The sequence below is a fragment of the Variovorax sp. OK605 genome, assembly GCF_900115445.1.
In the GTDB taxonomy this organism is placed as follows: Bacteria; Pseudomonadota; Gammaproteobacteria; order Burkholderiales; family Burkholderiaceae_C; genus Variovorax.
Genome location: NZ_FOWL01000002.1, coordinates 43,429 through 58,518, shown reverse-complemented (window position 1 = coordinate 58,518; position 15,090 = coordinate 43,429). Strand labels below are relative to the sequence as shown.

Sequence of the window (15,090 nt, the reverse complement as noted above, 5' to 3'; positions counted from 1 at the left end):
TCTTTCAGGTTTCAGGGTCGTCCACCGGCAGGCGGCGGACTTCGACCGTGCGGATGCGCTGCGCGTCGACATCGGTCACGACGAAATCGTACCCGTCGTGCACCCAGTTCGCATGCGCGGGCGGCAGGCCGCGAAAGCGCGCCAGCAGGAAGCCCGCCACCGAGGTGTAGCTGTCGTCGTCGCTCACCAGCCCGTGCGTCTGCAGCGCCTGCTCCAGCAGGTGCAGGTCGGCGCTGCCGGACACGGTCCAGGCGTCGGGCGCGGTCTGCAGGATCTCCAGCGTCTCGTCCTCGTCGGGAAACTCGCCGGCAATGGCCTCCAGCACGTCGATGGGCGTGACCACGCCGGTGAGCGTGCCGTGCTCGTCGTTCACCAGCGCGAGCTGCCCGCGCGCGCCGCGCAGCGTGTCGATGAGGCGGATGGCCGTGGTCGACTCGGGCACGTAGATCGGCGCGCGCAGGCCGCCGTTCTCGTCGATGCGGCCGTGGCGCAGCAGCTGGCCCAGCAGGTCCTTGGCGCGCGCCACGCCGACCACCTCGTCGAGCGAGCCGCGGCACACCGGGAAGATGCCGTGCGGCGTGTCGAGCAGCTGCTCGCGCACGGCCTCGGGGTCGTCGTTCAGGTCGACCCACGAGATGTCGGCGCGCGGCGTCATCACCGAGCGCACGTTGCGCTCGGCCAGCGACAGCACGCCGCTCACCATGTTGCGTTCTTCCACGGCAAAGGTGGGCTCGGGCGCGGAGGCCGCGTCTGGCGCGGCGCCGGCCAGTGCCGGCTCGCCGGGCGCGCGGCCGCCGAGCAGGCGAATGATCGACTCTGCCGTGCGGTCGCGCAGCGGCCGGCGGGCCTCGTGCTTCATGGCATTGCGCTTGGCCCACTGGTTCAGCGTCTCGATCATCACGGAGAAGCCGATCGCGCCGTACAGGTAGCCCTTGGGAATGTGGAAGCCCAGGCCTTCCGCCACCAGGCTCAGGCCGATCATCAGCAGGAAGCTCAGGCACAGCACCACCACCGTCGGGTGCGCGTTGACGAAGCGCGTGAGCGGCTTGGACGCCCACAGCATGATGCCGATGGAGATCACCACCGCGGCCATCATCACGGGCAGGTGCTCGACCATGCCCACGGCGGTGATCACCGCGTCGAGCGAGAACACCGCGTCGAGCACCACGATCTGCGTGACCACCAGCGTGAAGCTGGCGTAGGCCGCCGAGCTTGCCGTGGTGTGCGTCACGCCCTCCAGGCGTTCGTGCAGCTCGGAGGTGGCCTTGAACAGCAGGAACAGCCCGCCCACCAGCAGGATCAGGTCGCGCCCCGAGAAGCCCTGCCCGAACACCGTGAAGAGCGGCGTGGTCAGCGTGACCAGCCACGAGACCACCGACAGCAGCGCCAGGCGCATGAACAGCGCCAGGCTCAGGCCGATGAGGCGCGCCCTGTCGCGCTGGTGCGGCGGCAGCTTCTCGGCCAGGATGGCGATGAAGATCAGGTTGTCGATGCCCAGGACGATCTCCAGGACGACCAGCGTCAGAAGACCGATCCAGGCGGCCGGGTCGGTGAGAAGTTCAATCATGGGGAGTCAGGCGCAAGGCACGAAGGGCGCGAGCGGGTGCGGCCCGGCATGGCGCGGGCCATGTCGGGCGACGGGAGGGGAAAGGTGGGGAGGAGGCGTTGCGCAAACGTTGCGGCGCAACGTTGCAGGCGGAAGCTGGCGGGGCCAGCGGCCTACTGGGAGGCTCGGAAGAAGATTTCACCCGGCCAGTTTATCGAACGCCCCCGAACAGCCCCGCCGTGCAAGGGCTCTTTCCGCCGCAAGCCGACCGTGCGTCAGCGATAGGAATCGCACAGCGCGAGGTACTCGTCGCCCGAGATCTCGAGCGCCGTGGCGCGGCGCAACACGCGCGCCTTGGGCTTGGGCAGGTCGGTCCTGATCTGGATCTGCTTGCTGATCGGGATGCCCATGTAGCTCTGGTTCACCCAGATGTTCTCCACGATGTTGTTCCAAGGCAGCAGCATGCCGTTCTCGAAGGTCAGGCCCTGGTGGCCGACCACGAGCGCCGGCTGCGCGATGTTGCGCAGCGTGTTGAAGCACTTGAAGGTCAGCCACGCCGTGAGCAGCGCGAAACACGCCGCCAGGAGGATGCCGATGTTCTTGTCCTGTGCGCGGATGCACAGCACCGCCAGCACCACGGTCACCACCGACCACAGCACGATGCCGCCGATGATGCGCGAGCGCGAATAGAACACGGGGCGGTCCTGGCGGGTCTTCTCTTGTTGGGCGGCGGAGCTGTAGATTTCCATTTGTCGGTTTCGCTGTGCGCGTCTGTTGGAGTGGTTGGGAAAGAAACGAAAAACAAATTCAGTTCGCCGGCAGGCGTTGCATCAGGCAGGCCAGCAGCACGGGCTCGTTGTCGATCTTCGAGCGGTCGATCTTCCGGGTCTTGCCGTTGGCAACGATGACCAGGTGTTCGTCGGCCTCCATGCCGTCCTCGTCGGACTGCGTGCGGATGGTGTCGATGCTCGACCACGCAATGAGCTGGCCCTTGTGCATCAGCCCTTCGGCCTGCAGGCCGAGCGCGCCGAACTTCACGGTCTCGCCGGCATGCAGGCGGCGCTCCACGTCGTGCGCCATGACCTCGCCCACGGCCTCTTCCACTTCGCAGAGCAAGTCGCCCGCGTTGTCCCACAGGTCCAGCCGCAGGCGCAGCGTCTTGCCGTCGCGGCCGGTGAGCAGCACATGGTTGCGGTTGTGGCGATGGCGAATGCGCGTGACCTCCGCGAAGGCCAGCGTGCGCTCGCCAAGCTGCAGGCCCCTGTCGCCCACGGTGAGTTGCTGCGGCGTGCGCAACCACGCGAAGAAGTCGCTGCCCTTCCAGCAGATCAGGTAGATCGCGCAGGGAATGGCCAGGAAGAGAACGACGATCGCGCCCTTGTGGCGAATGAAGTCCGGCGTGATGAGGTACGGGAGGATGTAGACCTTCACCGGCACCAGCATCATGGCGCAGAAGACGTAGATGGCGGCGAGCCCGCCGAGGACGCAATAGAACGAATAACGCGGAAAGATGCGGGCGTGACGAATGGGCATGTGGCAAGCCCAATGCAACGACAGCGGGCGATAAGAAACTACCCGCGGACCATACCAGCGCGATGCGTCCTGAATGAGGCGCGGCGTGTCAGCCAACGCCTCTTTTTCAAGGTGCGAAGCGGCCTTTGTACGAAGGGCTTAGCCTGGAAGATTTAACTTATTCAGCGCGGGTGCCCGACCTCTTCTAAAGCATTCATCGCGCCTTCGAAACCAGCGCGCGATGCGCGGCCATGGCACGCCCGTGCATCGGCTGCGAAGGGTCGCGCTTTGCCAGCGGGCCGAAGCGCGTCTCTCGCGACACCACCGCCACGCAATCGCGAAGACAACGGTGCGCGGGGTCCACCGCATCGCGCGGATGCCATGCCTGCAGCACCTGTTCGACGGGTACCGCCACCGGCAGCTTGAAGATCGCGAGGTCGAGGCTCGCCGCCACCGCGCGCGCCAGGGGCTCCGGCACGCAGGCCACCAGCGTCGAGCGCGCGGCGGCCATCAGCGCACCGTAGGCACTCGGCACCGTCAATGCAATCTGCCGCGCGCAGCCGTGTTCGGCCAGCAGGGTGTCCACCGGCTCCCTGGACTTTCCGCGGCGCGTGAGCGCCACGTGCTGCTGAGCCGCGAAGCGCTTCGGCGTGACGCGCGCCTGCAGCAGTTCATGCCCCGCTTTCACGACGCCCACGATGTGCTGCTCGTACAGCAGCGAGGTCTGTATCTCCGGCCCCTTGTCGAACAGCGTGCCCACGTCGAGGTCGATGCGGCCTTCGCGCAAGGCCATGGCGTCGCTGTCGCTCTCGGGCACGAAGCGCAGGCGGGCGCGTGGAATGTCGCGGCGCACGGCCGCGAGCAGGGTCGCGCCGTAGACGATGCCCATGCCCTCCGGCGCGCGCACCGTGAACTCGCGCTCCAGCTGTGCCAGCGGCACCCCGCCGTCGGGCTGCATCAGCAACAGGGCATCGGCCATCAGCCGGCGCAGCGGCTCGCGCATGGCCTGCGCGCGCGGCGTGGGAATGAGCTTGCGGCCGGCACGCACCAGCACCGGGTCTCCCAGCGCCTCGCGGATGCGCGCGAGCGTGTGGCTCATGGCCGGTGCGCTCAGGTGCATGCGCTCGGCGGCCGCGCTCACGCTGCCGGTGCTCAGCAGCGCGTCGAGCGCCGCCAGCAGATTCATGTCCGTCGAATTCATCTGGTGCATGTATTTGCTTGAAAGAATGCACTGTACAGAGCCAATGCACCGGCGGACACTGCGCATCCTTTCCCTGTTGGAGACCATGCAGTGACCCCTTCGCAAGCCAGCCGCACCGCCCTCGCCACCTCGCTGATGCGCGCGCTCCATTCGCGCGGCGACCCTGCGCCGCTGCTGGACGACCCGTGGGGCGACCGCCTGGTGCCGGCGACCGTGCGTGCCGCCTTTGCCGAGCGGGCGATGGCACAGCGCAACGCGGCGGGCGGCGCGGGCGTCTCGCCCGACGACGCCCTGAACGCGGCGCTGCGCGCGAACGCCGCCTATGCCGATGTGGTGCTGCGCTCGCGCTACACGGAAGATGCTCTGCAGGCCGCCGTGACACGGGGCGTCGCGCAGTACGTGATCGTCGGCGCGGGCTTCGACAGCTTCGTGTGCCGCCGGCCGGCCTGGGCCCATGCGCTGAACGTGTACGAAGTCGATCACCCCGACACGCAGCGGCTGAAGCGCCAGCAGTTGCAGGCGTGCGGCGTGGCCGGGTCGGCCTCGATGCACTTCATCGAGGCGGACCTGTCGGTGGAAGACCTCGGCAGTGCCTTGGCACGCTCGACCTTCGACGCGACGCAGCCCGCCTTCTTCTCATGGCTCGGCGTCACGGTGTACCTCACCAGGGAGGCCAACCTGGCCGCCCTGCGCTCCATTGCCGCGTGCACGAGCGCGCAGAGCGAACTGGTCTTCACCTACATCGACGAGGCCGCGCTCGCGCCCGGCCATGCCGGCGCGGAAGACTTCCGCAAGCTGCGCGGCGAAGTGCAAGCCGCCGGCGAAGCCTTCCTCAGCGGCTTCGACCCCGCAACGCTGAAGGCGCTGCTGCTCGACACCGGCCTGCTGCTGAAGGAAGATCTCGACGGGCACCAGGGCATTGCGCGCTACGACCCCGCGGGCATCAACGGCCTGCGGTCCGCGGGCGCCGCGCACATGGCGCATGCTGTCAGCTTCCGGTCCGCCAGCACCTGATAGCTTGCGGCGACAACAACGACAGGCCTTGTCATGACCGCCGCCAACCCACCGCCCCCCCAGCCCCTGCCGATCCCGCCTCCTCCCGCTACGGGCACGGCCTCCCGCCGCCCCGGCCTCGCCGACCTCGTGGCGGGCGTCTCCATCGCGGGCCTGTTGCTGCCCGAGGCGGTCGCCTACTCGGGCATCGCGGGCCTGCCGCCGCAGGCCGGCGTGATCGCGCTGTTCGCGGGCCTGCTGGTCTACGGCCTCTTCGGCAGCAGCCGCTTCGCGATCGTCTCGGCCACCTCGTCGTCGGCGGCGGTGCTGTTCGCCGCGACGATGTCGGTGACGGGCGCCGACACCGCGACGCGGCTTGCGATGGGCGCGGGCATCGTGCTGCTGGCCGGCGTGTTCTTCGTCATCGCGGGCGTGGCCAAGCTCGGTGCGGTGTCCAGCCTCATCGCCAAGCCGGTGCTGCGCGGCTTCGCGCTCGGGCTGGCATTGACCATCGTGGTCAAGCAGTTGCCCAAGGTGCTGGCGGTGCAGCCGGCGCACAGCGACTTCTTCCGGCTCCTTGCGGGCCTGGTCGGCGACTGGCGGCACTGGAACCTGGCCGGCGCGGCCATGGCGCTGATGGCGCTCGTGCTGCTGCGCGGCCTCGCGCGCTGGCGCGCGGTGCCGGCCGCGCTGCTGGTGATCGTGGGCGGCATCGTGCTCGACGTGCAGGGCCTGTGCCATGCGTGGGGCGTCGCGGCGGTGGGGCCGATCTCGCTCGACTTCTCGCACCCGGGCGTGCCGCAGATGGACCGCGCGCAATGGCAGAACCTGGGCGGGCTGGCGTTCGCGATGGCGCTCATCCTGTACGCCGAGTCGTACGGCTCGATCCGCACCTTCGCGCTGCGCCACGGCGACAACGTGTCGGCCAACCGCGACCTGCTGGCGCTGGGCGGCGCGAACCTTCTCTCGGCCCTGTTCCAGGGCATGCCGGTGGGCGCGGGCTACTCGGCCACCTCGGCCAACGAATCGGCCGGGGCGCGCAGCCGCGCGGCGGGCATCGTCGCGGGCCTGGTGGTGCTGGTGGCGGTGCTCACGCTGCTGCCGTGGATCGCGCACACGCCCGAGCCGCTGCTGGCCGCCATCGTGATCCACGCGGTGAGCCACACGCTGAACCCCGCCGCGCTGCGCCCCTACTTCCAGTGGCGGCGCGACCGGCTCGTGACCGTCGTGGCGGTGGCCGCGGTGCTGGTGCTGGGCGTACTCAACGGCCTGCTGGCGGCCATCGGCGTGAGCCTGCTGTTGCTGCTGCGCGGCTTCTCGCGCACCACGGTCAGCTGGCTCGGGCGCCTGGGCCAGAGCCACGACTACGTCGACACCGCGCGCCACCCCGAGGCGGTGGTGCCGCCACGCACGCTGATCGCGCGGCCCGACGTGCCGCTGTTCTTCGGCAATGCCGACGCGGTGTTCGCGTCGATCCGCGCGCGCGTCGATGCGATGCCGGGCCTGGAGCGCATGGTGCTGAGCCTGGAGGAATCGCCCGACCTCGACGCGACCAGCATCGAGGCGCTGTGCGACTTCGCGGCCTATGTGCGTGCGCGCGGCGCACGGCTGTCACTGGCGCGCGTGAAGGACGACGTGCGCGACCTGCTGGCGAAGGTGAACTCGCCGGACCTGCACGCGGAGGTGTATGCGCCGTGGAGCGTGGATGACGCGGTGCAGTGAACGAGAAACCCTGGCTTGGCCTCTACCAGATCTTCCACCATGGCTTCGGCTCGGCTTCGCCCTTCTTCTCATGCGAATCCCGTGGGGCGCAAGCGCGACGCGCGGAAGCCATCGCTGCGGCCGCATCGAACGAAATGGATGACGGCGCACGCTCCACCGTGATCGACGGCACGGACCTGTGCGTGAAATCAGGTGGCACCGGAGCCGGAGCCGGAGCCGGGGCCGGAAGTGGCGCAGCATCGACAGCTACCGCCCGCGGCACGACGAAGCCTCCAAGAAGCGCCGCGGAGTTGCGCCGTCGACCGCGATGGTCCAGCGCTGCGCCCGACATGAACTCCTTGTACGCATACGGCGGCTGGTGCTGTTCATAAAACGACAGCTGCCTGATGGCCTCGAATGCCGCTTCGCCTCCCTGCAAGGCAGTCACGAAAGTGCGCGCATCTTCCTCCGGATCGTTGAGCAGAAAAACCTCGGTCGGGTCCATCACGAGCAATGGCAGGGCGAGCCCTTGCAACGATTCGACCGCAGCCTGCCAATAGTCCTCGACGAGTGCACTGTCTCCAACGAAAGCATCGAACCACGCGCGGGCCTCCACCAGATTGCGCACCGCTTTCTCGACAGGAACACACGGCAACAGGACCTTCTGCTGCACGACGCTGCCGTTCTGCCTGAAGCTGAAGGCTGCGGGAATCAAGTCTTCCCTGCGGAAGCAGAAAAACCAGATCACGGGAATCTGATTGGCGCCTTCAGCCACCTCTGCATAGGGCGACCCGTCGCGCACCAACGCCTCGTCGAGCTGGGCCCGGTTGCAAACGGGGATGGATGTGTTGAACAGGTATGCGCGGTTGGCCATGGCCAAGAATGCCACACCCCCCGCAACCGGGAACTGCGCTCGCAGTCCTAGCGCGGCGCCGCCTGCCGCCTGAACTCGCTCGGGCTGCCGCCGGTGTGCTCGCGGAACACGCGGCTGAAGTGCGAGAGGTTGCCGAAGCCCGCGGCCAGTGCGATGTCGGTGATGGAGCGCGACACGTTCGCCGGGTCGATCAGGTCGCGGATGCTCGCGGCCAGGCGCTGGTGCTGGATGTAGCCGTTCAGCGTTTCGTCGTCGTCCGAGAAGGCGCTGTGCAGCAGCCGCTTGCTGCAGCGCAAGGCCAGCGCCATGCTGTCGATCGACAGCGCCGGGTCGCGCAGGTTCTGCGCCACGTGGCGGCGGATGCGGTCTTTCAGGGCCTCGCGCTGCGTCTGCGGCGTCTCCTGCCCGGCCAGCTCCATCAGCGACAGGCGCACCAGCTGGATCAGCAGCTCGCCCGCGCCGCGCGCCGCCGCTTCGCTCATGAAGGGCAGCTCGAGGTAGGTGCTGCGCATGGTCTCCAGCGCCACGCGCGAGATGCCGCTGGCGCCGCCGATGCGCCGCGCCACCAGGTCGTTCAGGGGCAACGCGGGCGAGGCGAGCTGGTCCTTCGGCAGCATCACGATGAGGTGGTCGCTGCGCTCGGGGTTGGCCACGGTGTAGTCGGCGGTGGTGTCGTAGAGCGTCCACCCGCCCGAGCGCACGGCGGCGGCACGGCCGCGCTGCGTGACCTCGGCCGAGCCCTGCCAGGGCGCGACGATCTTCAGGTACGGCGCTTCGCTCAGGCGCGCCATCTGGGTCGTCCTGAGCACGCGATGCCGGTTGGCCTCGAGCCGCGTGAGGATCACGTCGCCGGCGTGCGAGGCCGCGAGGTGACCGTCGAACTCGGTGTCGTCGTACAGGTCGGAGCCCAGCCCGCCGAAGTGGCGCCATACCCATTCGCACCACAGCGGCCCGCGCTCCTTCGGCGGGATCTCGTCGGTGGAAAGAAGCAGGGACGTGGTCATGCGGTGCAGCGAGGCAGAAAACGAAAGGTTGCAGGCCGCGGCCCGAATGCTGGGCATTGTGAAGGGCATCGAAGCCCTCCGGCTTTGCGGGTTAACCACTAGGCGCGTGCACGCTGCGTCAAGTGCTTTGTGCACGGCGGGCACAGCAGCGCGAGCCCCGGATTTCTACGATTCCGGGAAGCGGGCGCACCCCGACGCCCCGTAGGAGACCTCATGCAACACCACCCCAATCGCCGCCGCTGGATCCAGGGCACCGCTACCGCGCTGGGCGCCGCCGCCGTCGCGCCGCAGCTGTTCGCGCAGACCGGCGCCAGCGGCCCCGTGAAGATCGGCTACGCCATTGCGCGCACCGGCCCGTGGGCCGCCGGCGCGCAGGTGAGCCAGGAACCCAACTACCTGCTGTGGGCCGAGCAGGTCAACGCGGCGGGCGGGTTGTCGGTGAAGGGAGTGAAGCGCCCCATCGAACTCATCGGCTACGACGACCGCAGCGAGACCGAGACCTGCGTGCGCACCTTCGAGAAGCTCATGGGCAGCGACAAGGTCGACCTGGTGCTGCCGCCGTGGGGGTCGGGCGCCAACTTCGCGGTGGCCCCGCTGGCCAACCGCTTCGGCTACCCGCTGCTGGCGCCCACGGCGCTGTCGCGCAAGCTGATCGACATGCGCCTGCCCTTCTTCTTCTCGCTGCTGCAGCAGCCCGACAAGATGATGGGCGCACTGGTCGACATGCTGGTGGCGCAGAACGTGAAGACCCTCACCATCGTCTACATGGACGACCTGTTCGGCCTGGAGAACTTCGCGGCGCTGAACAACGCGCTGAAGAAGACCGGCATCCAGGTGCTCGACCGCAAGAGCTACCCGCTGGGCGTGAAAGACCTGGCGCCGGTGCTGCGCACCATGAAGGACCTGAACCCCGACGCCTTCATCGGCATCACCTACCCGCCGGACACCATTCTTGCGAGCCGGCAGGCGCGCGAGGTGGGCTTCAACCCGAAGTACTTCTACGCGTCGGTGGGCACGGCCTTCCAGCTCTACAAGAACGTGATGGCGGCCAACACCGAAGGCGTGATCGGCATGGGCTCGTGGAACAGCAAGACCAGCCCCGAGGCCAAGGCCTACTTCGACGCGCACACGAAGAAGTTCGGCAAGGAGCCCGACCGCTGGGCCAGCGGCCACGCATGGGCGGGCCTGCAGATCCTGCAGCAGGCCGTGGAGAAGGTGGGCCTGGACCGCAAGGCGCTGCGCGAGCAGATCGCGAAGAACGAGTTCAAGACCATCCTCGGGCCGATCCGCTTCGAGGGCAGCGAGAACGCGTCCATTCCGGGCACGGTGTCGCAGTGGCAGGGCAACGACTTCGAGGTGGTCTGGCCGAAGGACCGCGCCACCGCGCAGCTCAGCCCCAAGCCGGCCTGGAAGTAAGAACGTGTCCCTTTCCGGATGGGCCGAGCTTCTTGCCGGCGGACTGATCACGGGCGGCATCTACGCGCTGGTGGCCATCGGGCTGAACCTGCAGTACGGGCTGATGCGCATCATGAACATCTCGCACGGCGAGTTCCTGATGCTGGGCGCCTTCGCGACCTGGTGGGCGCACAGCACCTGGGGCATCTCGCCGCTGCTGTTCATGCCGGTGGCCTTCGCGCTGCTGATGGCGCTGGGCATGGCGGTGCACTGGCTGTGCTTCAGGCAGGTGGCGGCACGCGCGCCGAACGTCGATGTGTTCGAGGCGCGCAGCCTCATGGTGGGCTTCGGCCTGATGTTCCTGGTGCAGAACACCGCCCTGCTCGTGTGGGGCGGCGACCTGCGCGGCTACGACTACCTGGCCGACCCGGTGCAGCTGGGCGAGATGCGCTTCACGGCCAACAAGCTGGTGCTGTTCGGCGTGGCGCTGGCGCTGAGCATCGCGCTCATCGCGCTCCTGAAGCTCACGCTGCTGGGCAAGGCGGTGCGCGCGCTCATGCAGTCGCCCACCGGCGCGCAACTCGTGGGCATCAACACCAGGCGGCTGCACCCGCTGATGTTCGGCATCGGCCTGGGCCTGTCGGGCGTGGCCGGTGCGCTGCTGTCGATGACCTACGAGATCTCTCCCTCCATGGGCGAGCCCTACACCGTGACCGCGCTCATCGTCATCACCCTGGGCGGCTTCGGCAGCATCGCGGGCAGCCTGGTCGGCGGCCTGCTGCTGGGCGTGGTGGAAGCGCTGGGCATGTACTACACGAGCCCCTCGCTCAAGATGCTGCTGTCGTACGCCGTGTTCATCGGCGTGCTGATCTGGCGGCCCAACGGACTGTTCTCCAGAAAATGATCTCGCTCTTTCAAAACAAGCCGTGGTGGATGCTGTGCATCGGCCTCGCGCTGGCGGCCGCCGTGCCGTGGGTGGCCAGCGAGTTCGCGGCCTCGGTCGCGCTCGGCTGCCTCATGTACATCGCACTGGCCACGAGCTGGTCGCTGTTCTGCGGCGCCACGCGCTACCTCTCGCTGGCCACCTCGGCCTTCTTCGGCCTGGGTGCGTATGCGAGCGCCACGCTGCTCGACGTGATGCCGTGGCCGCTGGTCATTCTGAGCGGCGCGGCCATTGCCAGTGCGGTCGCGGTGGTGATGGGCGCGGCGGTGCTGCACCTGCGCGGCACCTACTTCGCGGTGCTCACCTTTGGCATGACCGAGCTCATTCGCCATGCCGTGACCTTCGTCGAGAAGCAGGTCTCCGGTACGGTGGGCCGCGTGCTGGCCGTGGTGCCGTCGAACGAGACGGTGTACCTCACGGTGCTGGCGATCGCGGGCGCGGCCATTGCCACGGCGCTGCTGGTCAAGCGCAGCCGCTTCGGCCTGGCGCTGGCGGGCATCGGTGCCGACGAGCAGCGCGCGCAGACGCTGGGTGTCGATACACGCCGCGTGAAGGTGATGGGCTTCGCGCTCACCGCGGCCTTTGCCGGCGCGGTCGGCGCGGCCATGGCGGTGCGCTGGACCTACATCGACCCGCCGGCGGTGTTCAGCCCCTTCATCGGCTTCCAGACGGTGCTGATCGCGATGATCGGCGGCGCGGCCAGCATCGGCGGTCCGGTGGCCGCGGCCATCGTCTTCAGCCTGCTGTCGGAAACGCTGCGGCTGCAGCTGCCCTACGGCTACATGATGGTGCTCGGGCTGCTGCTGATCCTGTGCGTGATGTACCTGCCCAACGGCCTCGCGTCGCTGTGGCAGCGCAAGGCGGCGGTGCTGCGCGGGCACGGCCATGAATGAACCGCAGATCCTGCTGGAGGCCCGTGAACTCACGGTGCGCTTCGGCGGCCTCACCGCGGTCGATGCGGTCAGCGCCACGCTGCGCGCGGGCGAGATCGTCGGCATCATCGGGCCGAACGGCGCGGGCAAGACGACCTTCTTCAACGCCATCTCGGGCGTGGTGATGCCGACCTCGGGCACGCTGCGGGTCGAAGGCGGCGTGGACCTCACGCGCCGCGGCCCGCACCTGTACGCCGCGCACGGCATCGCGCGCACCTTCCAGACGCCGCGCGTGATGGCCGGCATGACGCTGGAGGACAACGTGCGCTTCGGCATGCAGTTCGCAGGCAGGCATCGCGCGCCCATCGCGGGGCTGGGCAGCACGGGCGAGATCCTGGACATGCTGGGCCTGGGCGGCCTGGCGCGGAACATCGCGGGCGATGTCACGCCGTCGCAGCAGCGGCTGCTGGAGATCGGCATGGCGCTGGGCACCCGGCCGCGCGTGCTGCTGCTCGACGAAGTGGCGGCCGGGCTCACCGAGATCGAGGTCGACGCGATGGCGCGGCGCATTCGAAAGCTGCGCGACGAGCACGGCCTCACGGTCGTGTGGATCGAGCATGCGGTGGCCACGCTGCTGAAGTACGTCGAGCGCGTGCTGGTGCTGCACCAGGGCCGCAAGATCGCCGACGGCACACCGGCCGAGGTGGTGCGAAATGCAGAAGTGGTCGAGGCCTACCTGGGCGATGAAATGGAGGCCACGGCATGAGCGCCGCGCCGGGCCGCCCCAAGCAAGCTCGCACCGCAGTGCGAAGCACGGAGGTATTCCCATGATCCCCCCCAGCCAACTCACCGTGCGCGGCCTCTCGGCCGGCTACCACGGCTTCCAGGTCATCCAGGGCATGAGCCTGGACGTGACGCCCGGCGTCACCGTGGTGCTCGGCCCCAACGGCGCGGGCAAGACCACGCTGCTGAAAGCGCTGGCCGGCCTGCTGCCGCGCTCGGGCGAGGCTTTGCTCGACGGCGCTGCGTTGCCCTGCGGCGATGCAACGTCCTGCGTGCGCCGCGGCCTCGCGCTGGTGGCCGAGGGCCGCCAGCTGTTTCCGCAGATGACCGTCACCGAAAACCTCGAACTCGGCGGCTGGCTCGTTCCGGCCCGCCTGCGCACCGAGCGCCTCGCGCGCGCCTTCGACGACTTCCCGCGCCTGAAGGAACGCGCCACGCAGCTCGCCGGCACCATGAGCGGCGGCGAGCAGCAGATGGTGGCGGTGGCGCGCGCCATGATGAGCGGCCCGCGCCTGCTGATGCTCGACGAGCCCTCGCTCGGCCTCGCGCCGCGCATGGTCGACGAGCTGCTGGCCATCGTGCGGCGCATCGCGTCGCAGGGCGTGACGGTGCTCATGGTCGAGCAGAACGTGCGCAAGGCGCTGCAGGCCGCCGACCGCGGCTACGTGCTCGAGCGCGGCCGCGTCGTCGCCGCGGGCGAGGCGCAGGCGCTGCTGCATTCCGACGCGGTGCGCCAGGCTTACCTGGGCGTGGCCTGACCCGCCCTCGCCCCCTCGTTCCCTCACCCCTCCTCTTTTCCTGCAAGGACACCCCATGACCGACATTTCCATGTTCATCGACGGCGAATACCGCAACGCGAAAAGCGGCGCGCGCTTCGAGCGCCGCAACCCGCTGGACGGCAGCGTCGCCACCAGCGCCCCGGCCGCCACGCCGGCCGACGCCGTGCTGGCGGTGGAGGCCGCGCACCGCGCCTTTGCCGGCTGGTCGCAGACCGGCCCCAACGAACGCCGCCGCCTGCTGCTGAAGGCCGCGCACGCGCTCGAGGCGCGCGCCGGCGCCTTCGTGCAGGCCATGGCGCGCGAGACCGGCGCCTCGGCGCTGTGGGCCGGCTTAAACGTGCATCTGGCGGCCGGCATCCTGACCGAGGCCGCGTCGCTCACCACGCAGATCGCGGGCGAGGTGATCCCGTCCGACGTGCCGGGCAGCCTCGCCATGGGCGTGCGGCAGGCCGCGGGCGTGGTGGTCGGCATCGCGCCGTGGAACGCGCCGGTGATCCTGGCCACGCGCGCCATCGCCACGCCGCTGGCCTGCGGCAACACGGTGGTGCTGAAGGGCTCGGAGCTGTGCCCCGAGACGCACGCGCTCATCGTCGAGGCGCTGAGCGAGGCCGGCCTGCCGCAGGGCACGGTCAACTTCGTGACCAACGCGCCCGCCGACGCCGGCGCCGTGGTCGAGGCCATGGTGGCGCACCCGGCGGTGCGGCGCGTCAACTTCACGGGCTCCACACGCGTGGGCCGGCTCATCGCGCAGACCTGCGCCACGCACCTGAAGCCGGCCGTGCTCGAGCTCGGCGGCAAGGCGCCCTTCGTGGTGCTGGACGACGCCGACATCGGCGCGGCGGTGGACGCGGCCATCTTCGGCTCGTTCGCCAACTCGGGGCAGATCTGCATGTCGACCGAACGCATCGTGGTCGACAACGCGGTGGCCGACGAGTTCGTGGCGCGGTTCGCGGCGCGCGCGCAGGCGCTGCCGCTGGGCGACCCGCGCGAAGGCCCGGTGGTGCTGGGCTCGGTGGTCGACATGAGCACGGTGAAGCGCTGCAATGCGCTCATCGACGACGCGCTCGCCAAGGGCGCCAAGCTGGTGTGCGGCGGCAAGGCACAGAACACGCTGATGCCCGCCACCGTGCTCGACCACGTGACGCCGGCCATGGACATCTACCGCGAGGAGTCCTTCGCGCCCGTGAAGGCCGTGGTGCGCGTGAACGGTGTCGAAGAAGCCGTGGCCATTGCCAACGACAACGAGTTCGGCCTGTCGTCCGCCGTGTTCGGCCGCGACGTGGCGCGCGCGTGGAACGTGGCGCAGCGCATCGAGGCCGGCATCTGCCACGTGAACGGCCCCACCGTGCACGACGAGGCGCAGATGCCGTTCGGCGGCGTGAAGGCCTCGGGCTACGGACGCTTCGGCGGCCGCGCGGGCGTGGAGGCTTTCACGGAACTGCGCTGGATCACGGTGCAGACCACGCCGCGCCACTACCCGTTCTGAG

14 protein-coding genes are annotated in these 15,090 nt (G+C 69.2%); 8 read left to right on the top strand and 6 right to left on the bottom strand.

The features are described from left to right. Nucleotides 1–4: 4 nt before the first annotated feature. The 4 genes from BM013_RS04675 to BM013_RS04660 form a co-directional block, all read right to left on the bottom strand. Complete coding sequence (locus BM013_RS04675; RefSeq protein ID WP_093125117.1) at nucleotides 5–1,564, bottom strand: TerC family protein; 1,560 nt, start codon at nucleotides 1,562–1,564, stop codon at nucleotides 5–7. Between the two features lie 257 nt (nucleotides 1,565–1,821). Beyond that, a complete protein-coding gene (locus BM013_RS04670) occupies nucleotides 1,822–2,295 on the bottom strand; it encodes a hypothetical protein (protein WP_093123492.1) in 474 nt (157 codons plus the stop codon). A 58-nt stretch (nucleotides 2,296–2,353) separates the two neighbouring features. Then, nucleotides 2,354–3,079 carry a hypothetical protein gene (locus BM013_RS04665; RefSeq protein ID WP_256221393.1) on the bottom strand — a complete coding sequence of 242 codons (726 nt, stop codon included), beginning with the start codon at nucleotides 3,077–3,079 and terminating at the stop codon, nucleotides 2,354–2,356. A gap of 193 nt (nucleotides 3,080–3,272) precedes the next feature. Beyond that, a complete protein-coding gene (locus BM013_RS04660) occupies nucleotides 3,273–4,244 on the bottom strand; it encodes a LysR family transcriptional regulator (protein WP_256221392.1) in 972 nt (323 codons plus the stop codon). 105 nt (nucleotides 4,245–4,349) lie between these two features. Here BM013_RS04660 and BM013_RS04655 point away from each other — a divergent pair, with 105 nt between their 5' ends. Then, a complete protein-coding gene (locus BM013_RS04655; protein WP_093123489.1) occupies nucleotides 4,350–5,273 on the top strand; it encodes a class I SAM-dependent methyltransferase in 924 nt (307 codons plus the stop codon). Between the two features lie 33 nt (nucleotides 5,274–5,306). Further along, nucleotides 5,307–6,974, top strand: a complete 1,668-nt coding sequence (locus BM013_RS04650) for a SulP family inorganic anion transporter (RefSeq protein WP_256221391.1) — start codon at nucleotides 5,307–5,309, stop codon at nucleotides 6,972–6,974. Nucleotides 6,975–6,996: 22 nt separating this feature from the next. On the opposite strand, the gene BM013_RS04645 is transcribed toward BM013_RS04650, so the two are convergent. Together BM013_RS04645 and BM013_RS04640 are read right to left on the bottom strand one after the other, a co-directional pair. Beyond that, nucleotides 6,997–7,827, bottom strand: coding sequence for a hypothetical protein (locus BM013_RS04645; protein ID WP_093123486.1), 831 nt, complete (start codon nucleotides 7,825–7,827; stop codon nucleotides 6,997–6,999). 47 nt (nucleotides 7,828–7,874) lie between these two features. Beyond that, nucleotides 7,875–8,831: an AraC-like ligand-binding domain-containing protein gene (locus BM013_RS04640; RefSeq protein ID WP_093125107.1), complete on the bottom strand. Its 957-nt coding sequence runs from the start codon at nucleotides 8,829–8,831 to the stop codon at nucleotides 7,875–7,877. A gap of 213 nt (nucleotides 8,832–9,044) precedes the next feature. On the opposite strand from BM013_RS04640, the gene BM013_RS04635 reads away from it, so the two are divergent. The 6 genes from BM013_RS04635 (at nucleotide 9,045) to BM013_RS04610 (ending at nucleotide 15,089) form a co-directional block, all read left to right on the top strand. After that, nucleotides 9,045–10,247 (top strand): amino acid ABC transporter substrate-binding protein, encoded by a 1,203-nt coding sequence (locus BM013_RS04635; protein WP_093123483.1) that lies wholly within the window; start codon nucleotides 9,045–9,047, stop codon nucleotides 10,245–10,247. A gap of 4 nt (nucleotides 10,248–10,251) precedes the next feature. After that, on the top strand, nucleotides 10,252–11,130 hold the full coding sequence (locus tag BM013_RS04630; RefSeq protein ID WP_093123480.1) for a branched-chain amino acid ABC transporter permease: 879 nt from the start codon (nucleotides 10,252–10,254) through the stop codon (nucleotides 11,128–11,130). Further along, complete coding sequence (locus tag BM013_RS04625; RefSeq protein WP_093123478.1) at nucleotides 11,127–12,062, top strand: branched-chain amino acid ABC transporter permease; 936 nt, start codon at nucleotides 11,127–11,129, stop codon at nucleotides 12,060–12,062. The genes BM013_RS04630 and BM013_RS04625 overlap by 4 nt, the downstream gene beginning before the upstream one ends. Further along, nucleotides 12,055–12,807: an ABC transporter ATP-binding protein gene (locus BM013_RS04620; RefSeq protein WP_093123476.1), complete on the top strand. Its 753-nt coding sequence runs from the start codon at nucleotides 12,055–12,057 to the stop codon at nucleotides 12,805–12,807. The genes BM013_RS04625 and BM013_RS04620 overlap by 8 nt, the downstream gene beginning before the upstream one ends. A gap of 61 nt (nucleotides 12,808–12,868) precedes the next feature. Continuing rightward, nucleotides 12,869–13,582, top strand: a complete 714-nt coding sequence (locus BM013_RS04615; protein ID WP_371279629.1) for an ABC transporter ATP-binding protein — start codon at nucleotides 12,869–12,871, stop codon at nucleotides 13,580–13,582. 55 nt (nucleotides 13,583–13,637) lie between these two features. Then, the gene (locus tag BM013_RS04610) at nucleotides 13,638–15,089 is read left to right on the top strand and encodes an aldehyde dehydrogenase (RefSeq protein ID WP_093123473.1); all 1,452 of its coding nucleotides are present in this window, start codon (nucleotides 13,638–13,640) and stop codon (nucleotides 15,087–15,089) included. Nucleotide 15,090: the final 1 nt, after the last annotated feature.

Bases quoted from the DNA above. Each gene is read 5' to 3' on its own strand.
- BM013_RS04660 (WP_256221392.1), bottom strand. From the start codon at position 4,244: ATGAATCTGCTGGCGGCGCTCGACGCGCTGCTGAGCACCGGCAGCGTG.
- BM013_RS04615 (WP_371279629.1), top strand. From the start codon at position 12,869: ATGATCCCCCCCAGCCAACTCACCGTGCGCGGCCTCTCGGCCGGCTAC.
- BM013_RS04610 (WP_093123473.1), top strand. From the start codon at position 13,638: ATGACCGACATTTCCATGTTCATCGACGGCGAATACCGCAACGCGAAA.
- BM013_RS04670 (WP_093123492.1), bottom strand. From the start codon at position 2,295: ATGGAAATCTACAGCTCCGCCGCCCAACAAGAGAAGACCCGCCAGGAC.
- BM013_RS04665 (WP_256221393.1), bottom strand. From the start codon at position 3,079: ATGCCCATTCGTCACGCCCGCATCTTTCCGCGTTATTCGTTCTATTGC.
- BM013_RS04645 (WP_093123486.1), bottom strand. From the start codon at position 7,827: ATGGCCAACCGCGCATACCTGTTCAACACATCCATCCCCGTTTGCAAC.
- BM013_RS04650 (WP_256221391.1), top strand. From the start codon at position 5,307: ATGACCGCCGCCAACCCACCGCCCCCCCAGCCCCTGCCGATCCCGCCT.
- BM013_RS04620 (WP_093123476.1), top strand. From the start codon at position 12,055: ATGAATGAACCGCAGATCCTGCTGGAGGCCCGTGAACTCACGGTGCGC.
- BM013_RS04640 (WP_093125107.1), bottom strand. From the start codon at position 8,831: ATGACCACGTCCCTGCTTCTTTCCACCGACGAGATCCCGCCGAAGGAG.
- BM013_RS04625 (WP_093123478.1), top strand. From the start codon at position 11,127: ATGATCTCGCTCTTTCAAAACAAGCCGTGGTGGATGCTGTGCATCGGC.
- BM013_RS04635 (WP_093123483.1), top strand. From the start codon at position 9,045: ATGCAACACCACCCCAATCGCCGCCGCTGGATCCAGGGCACCGCTACC.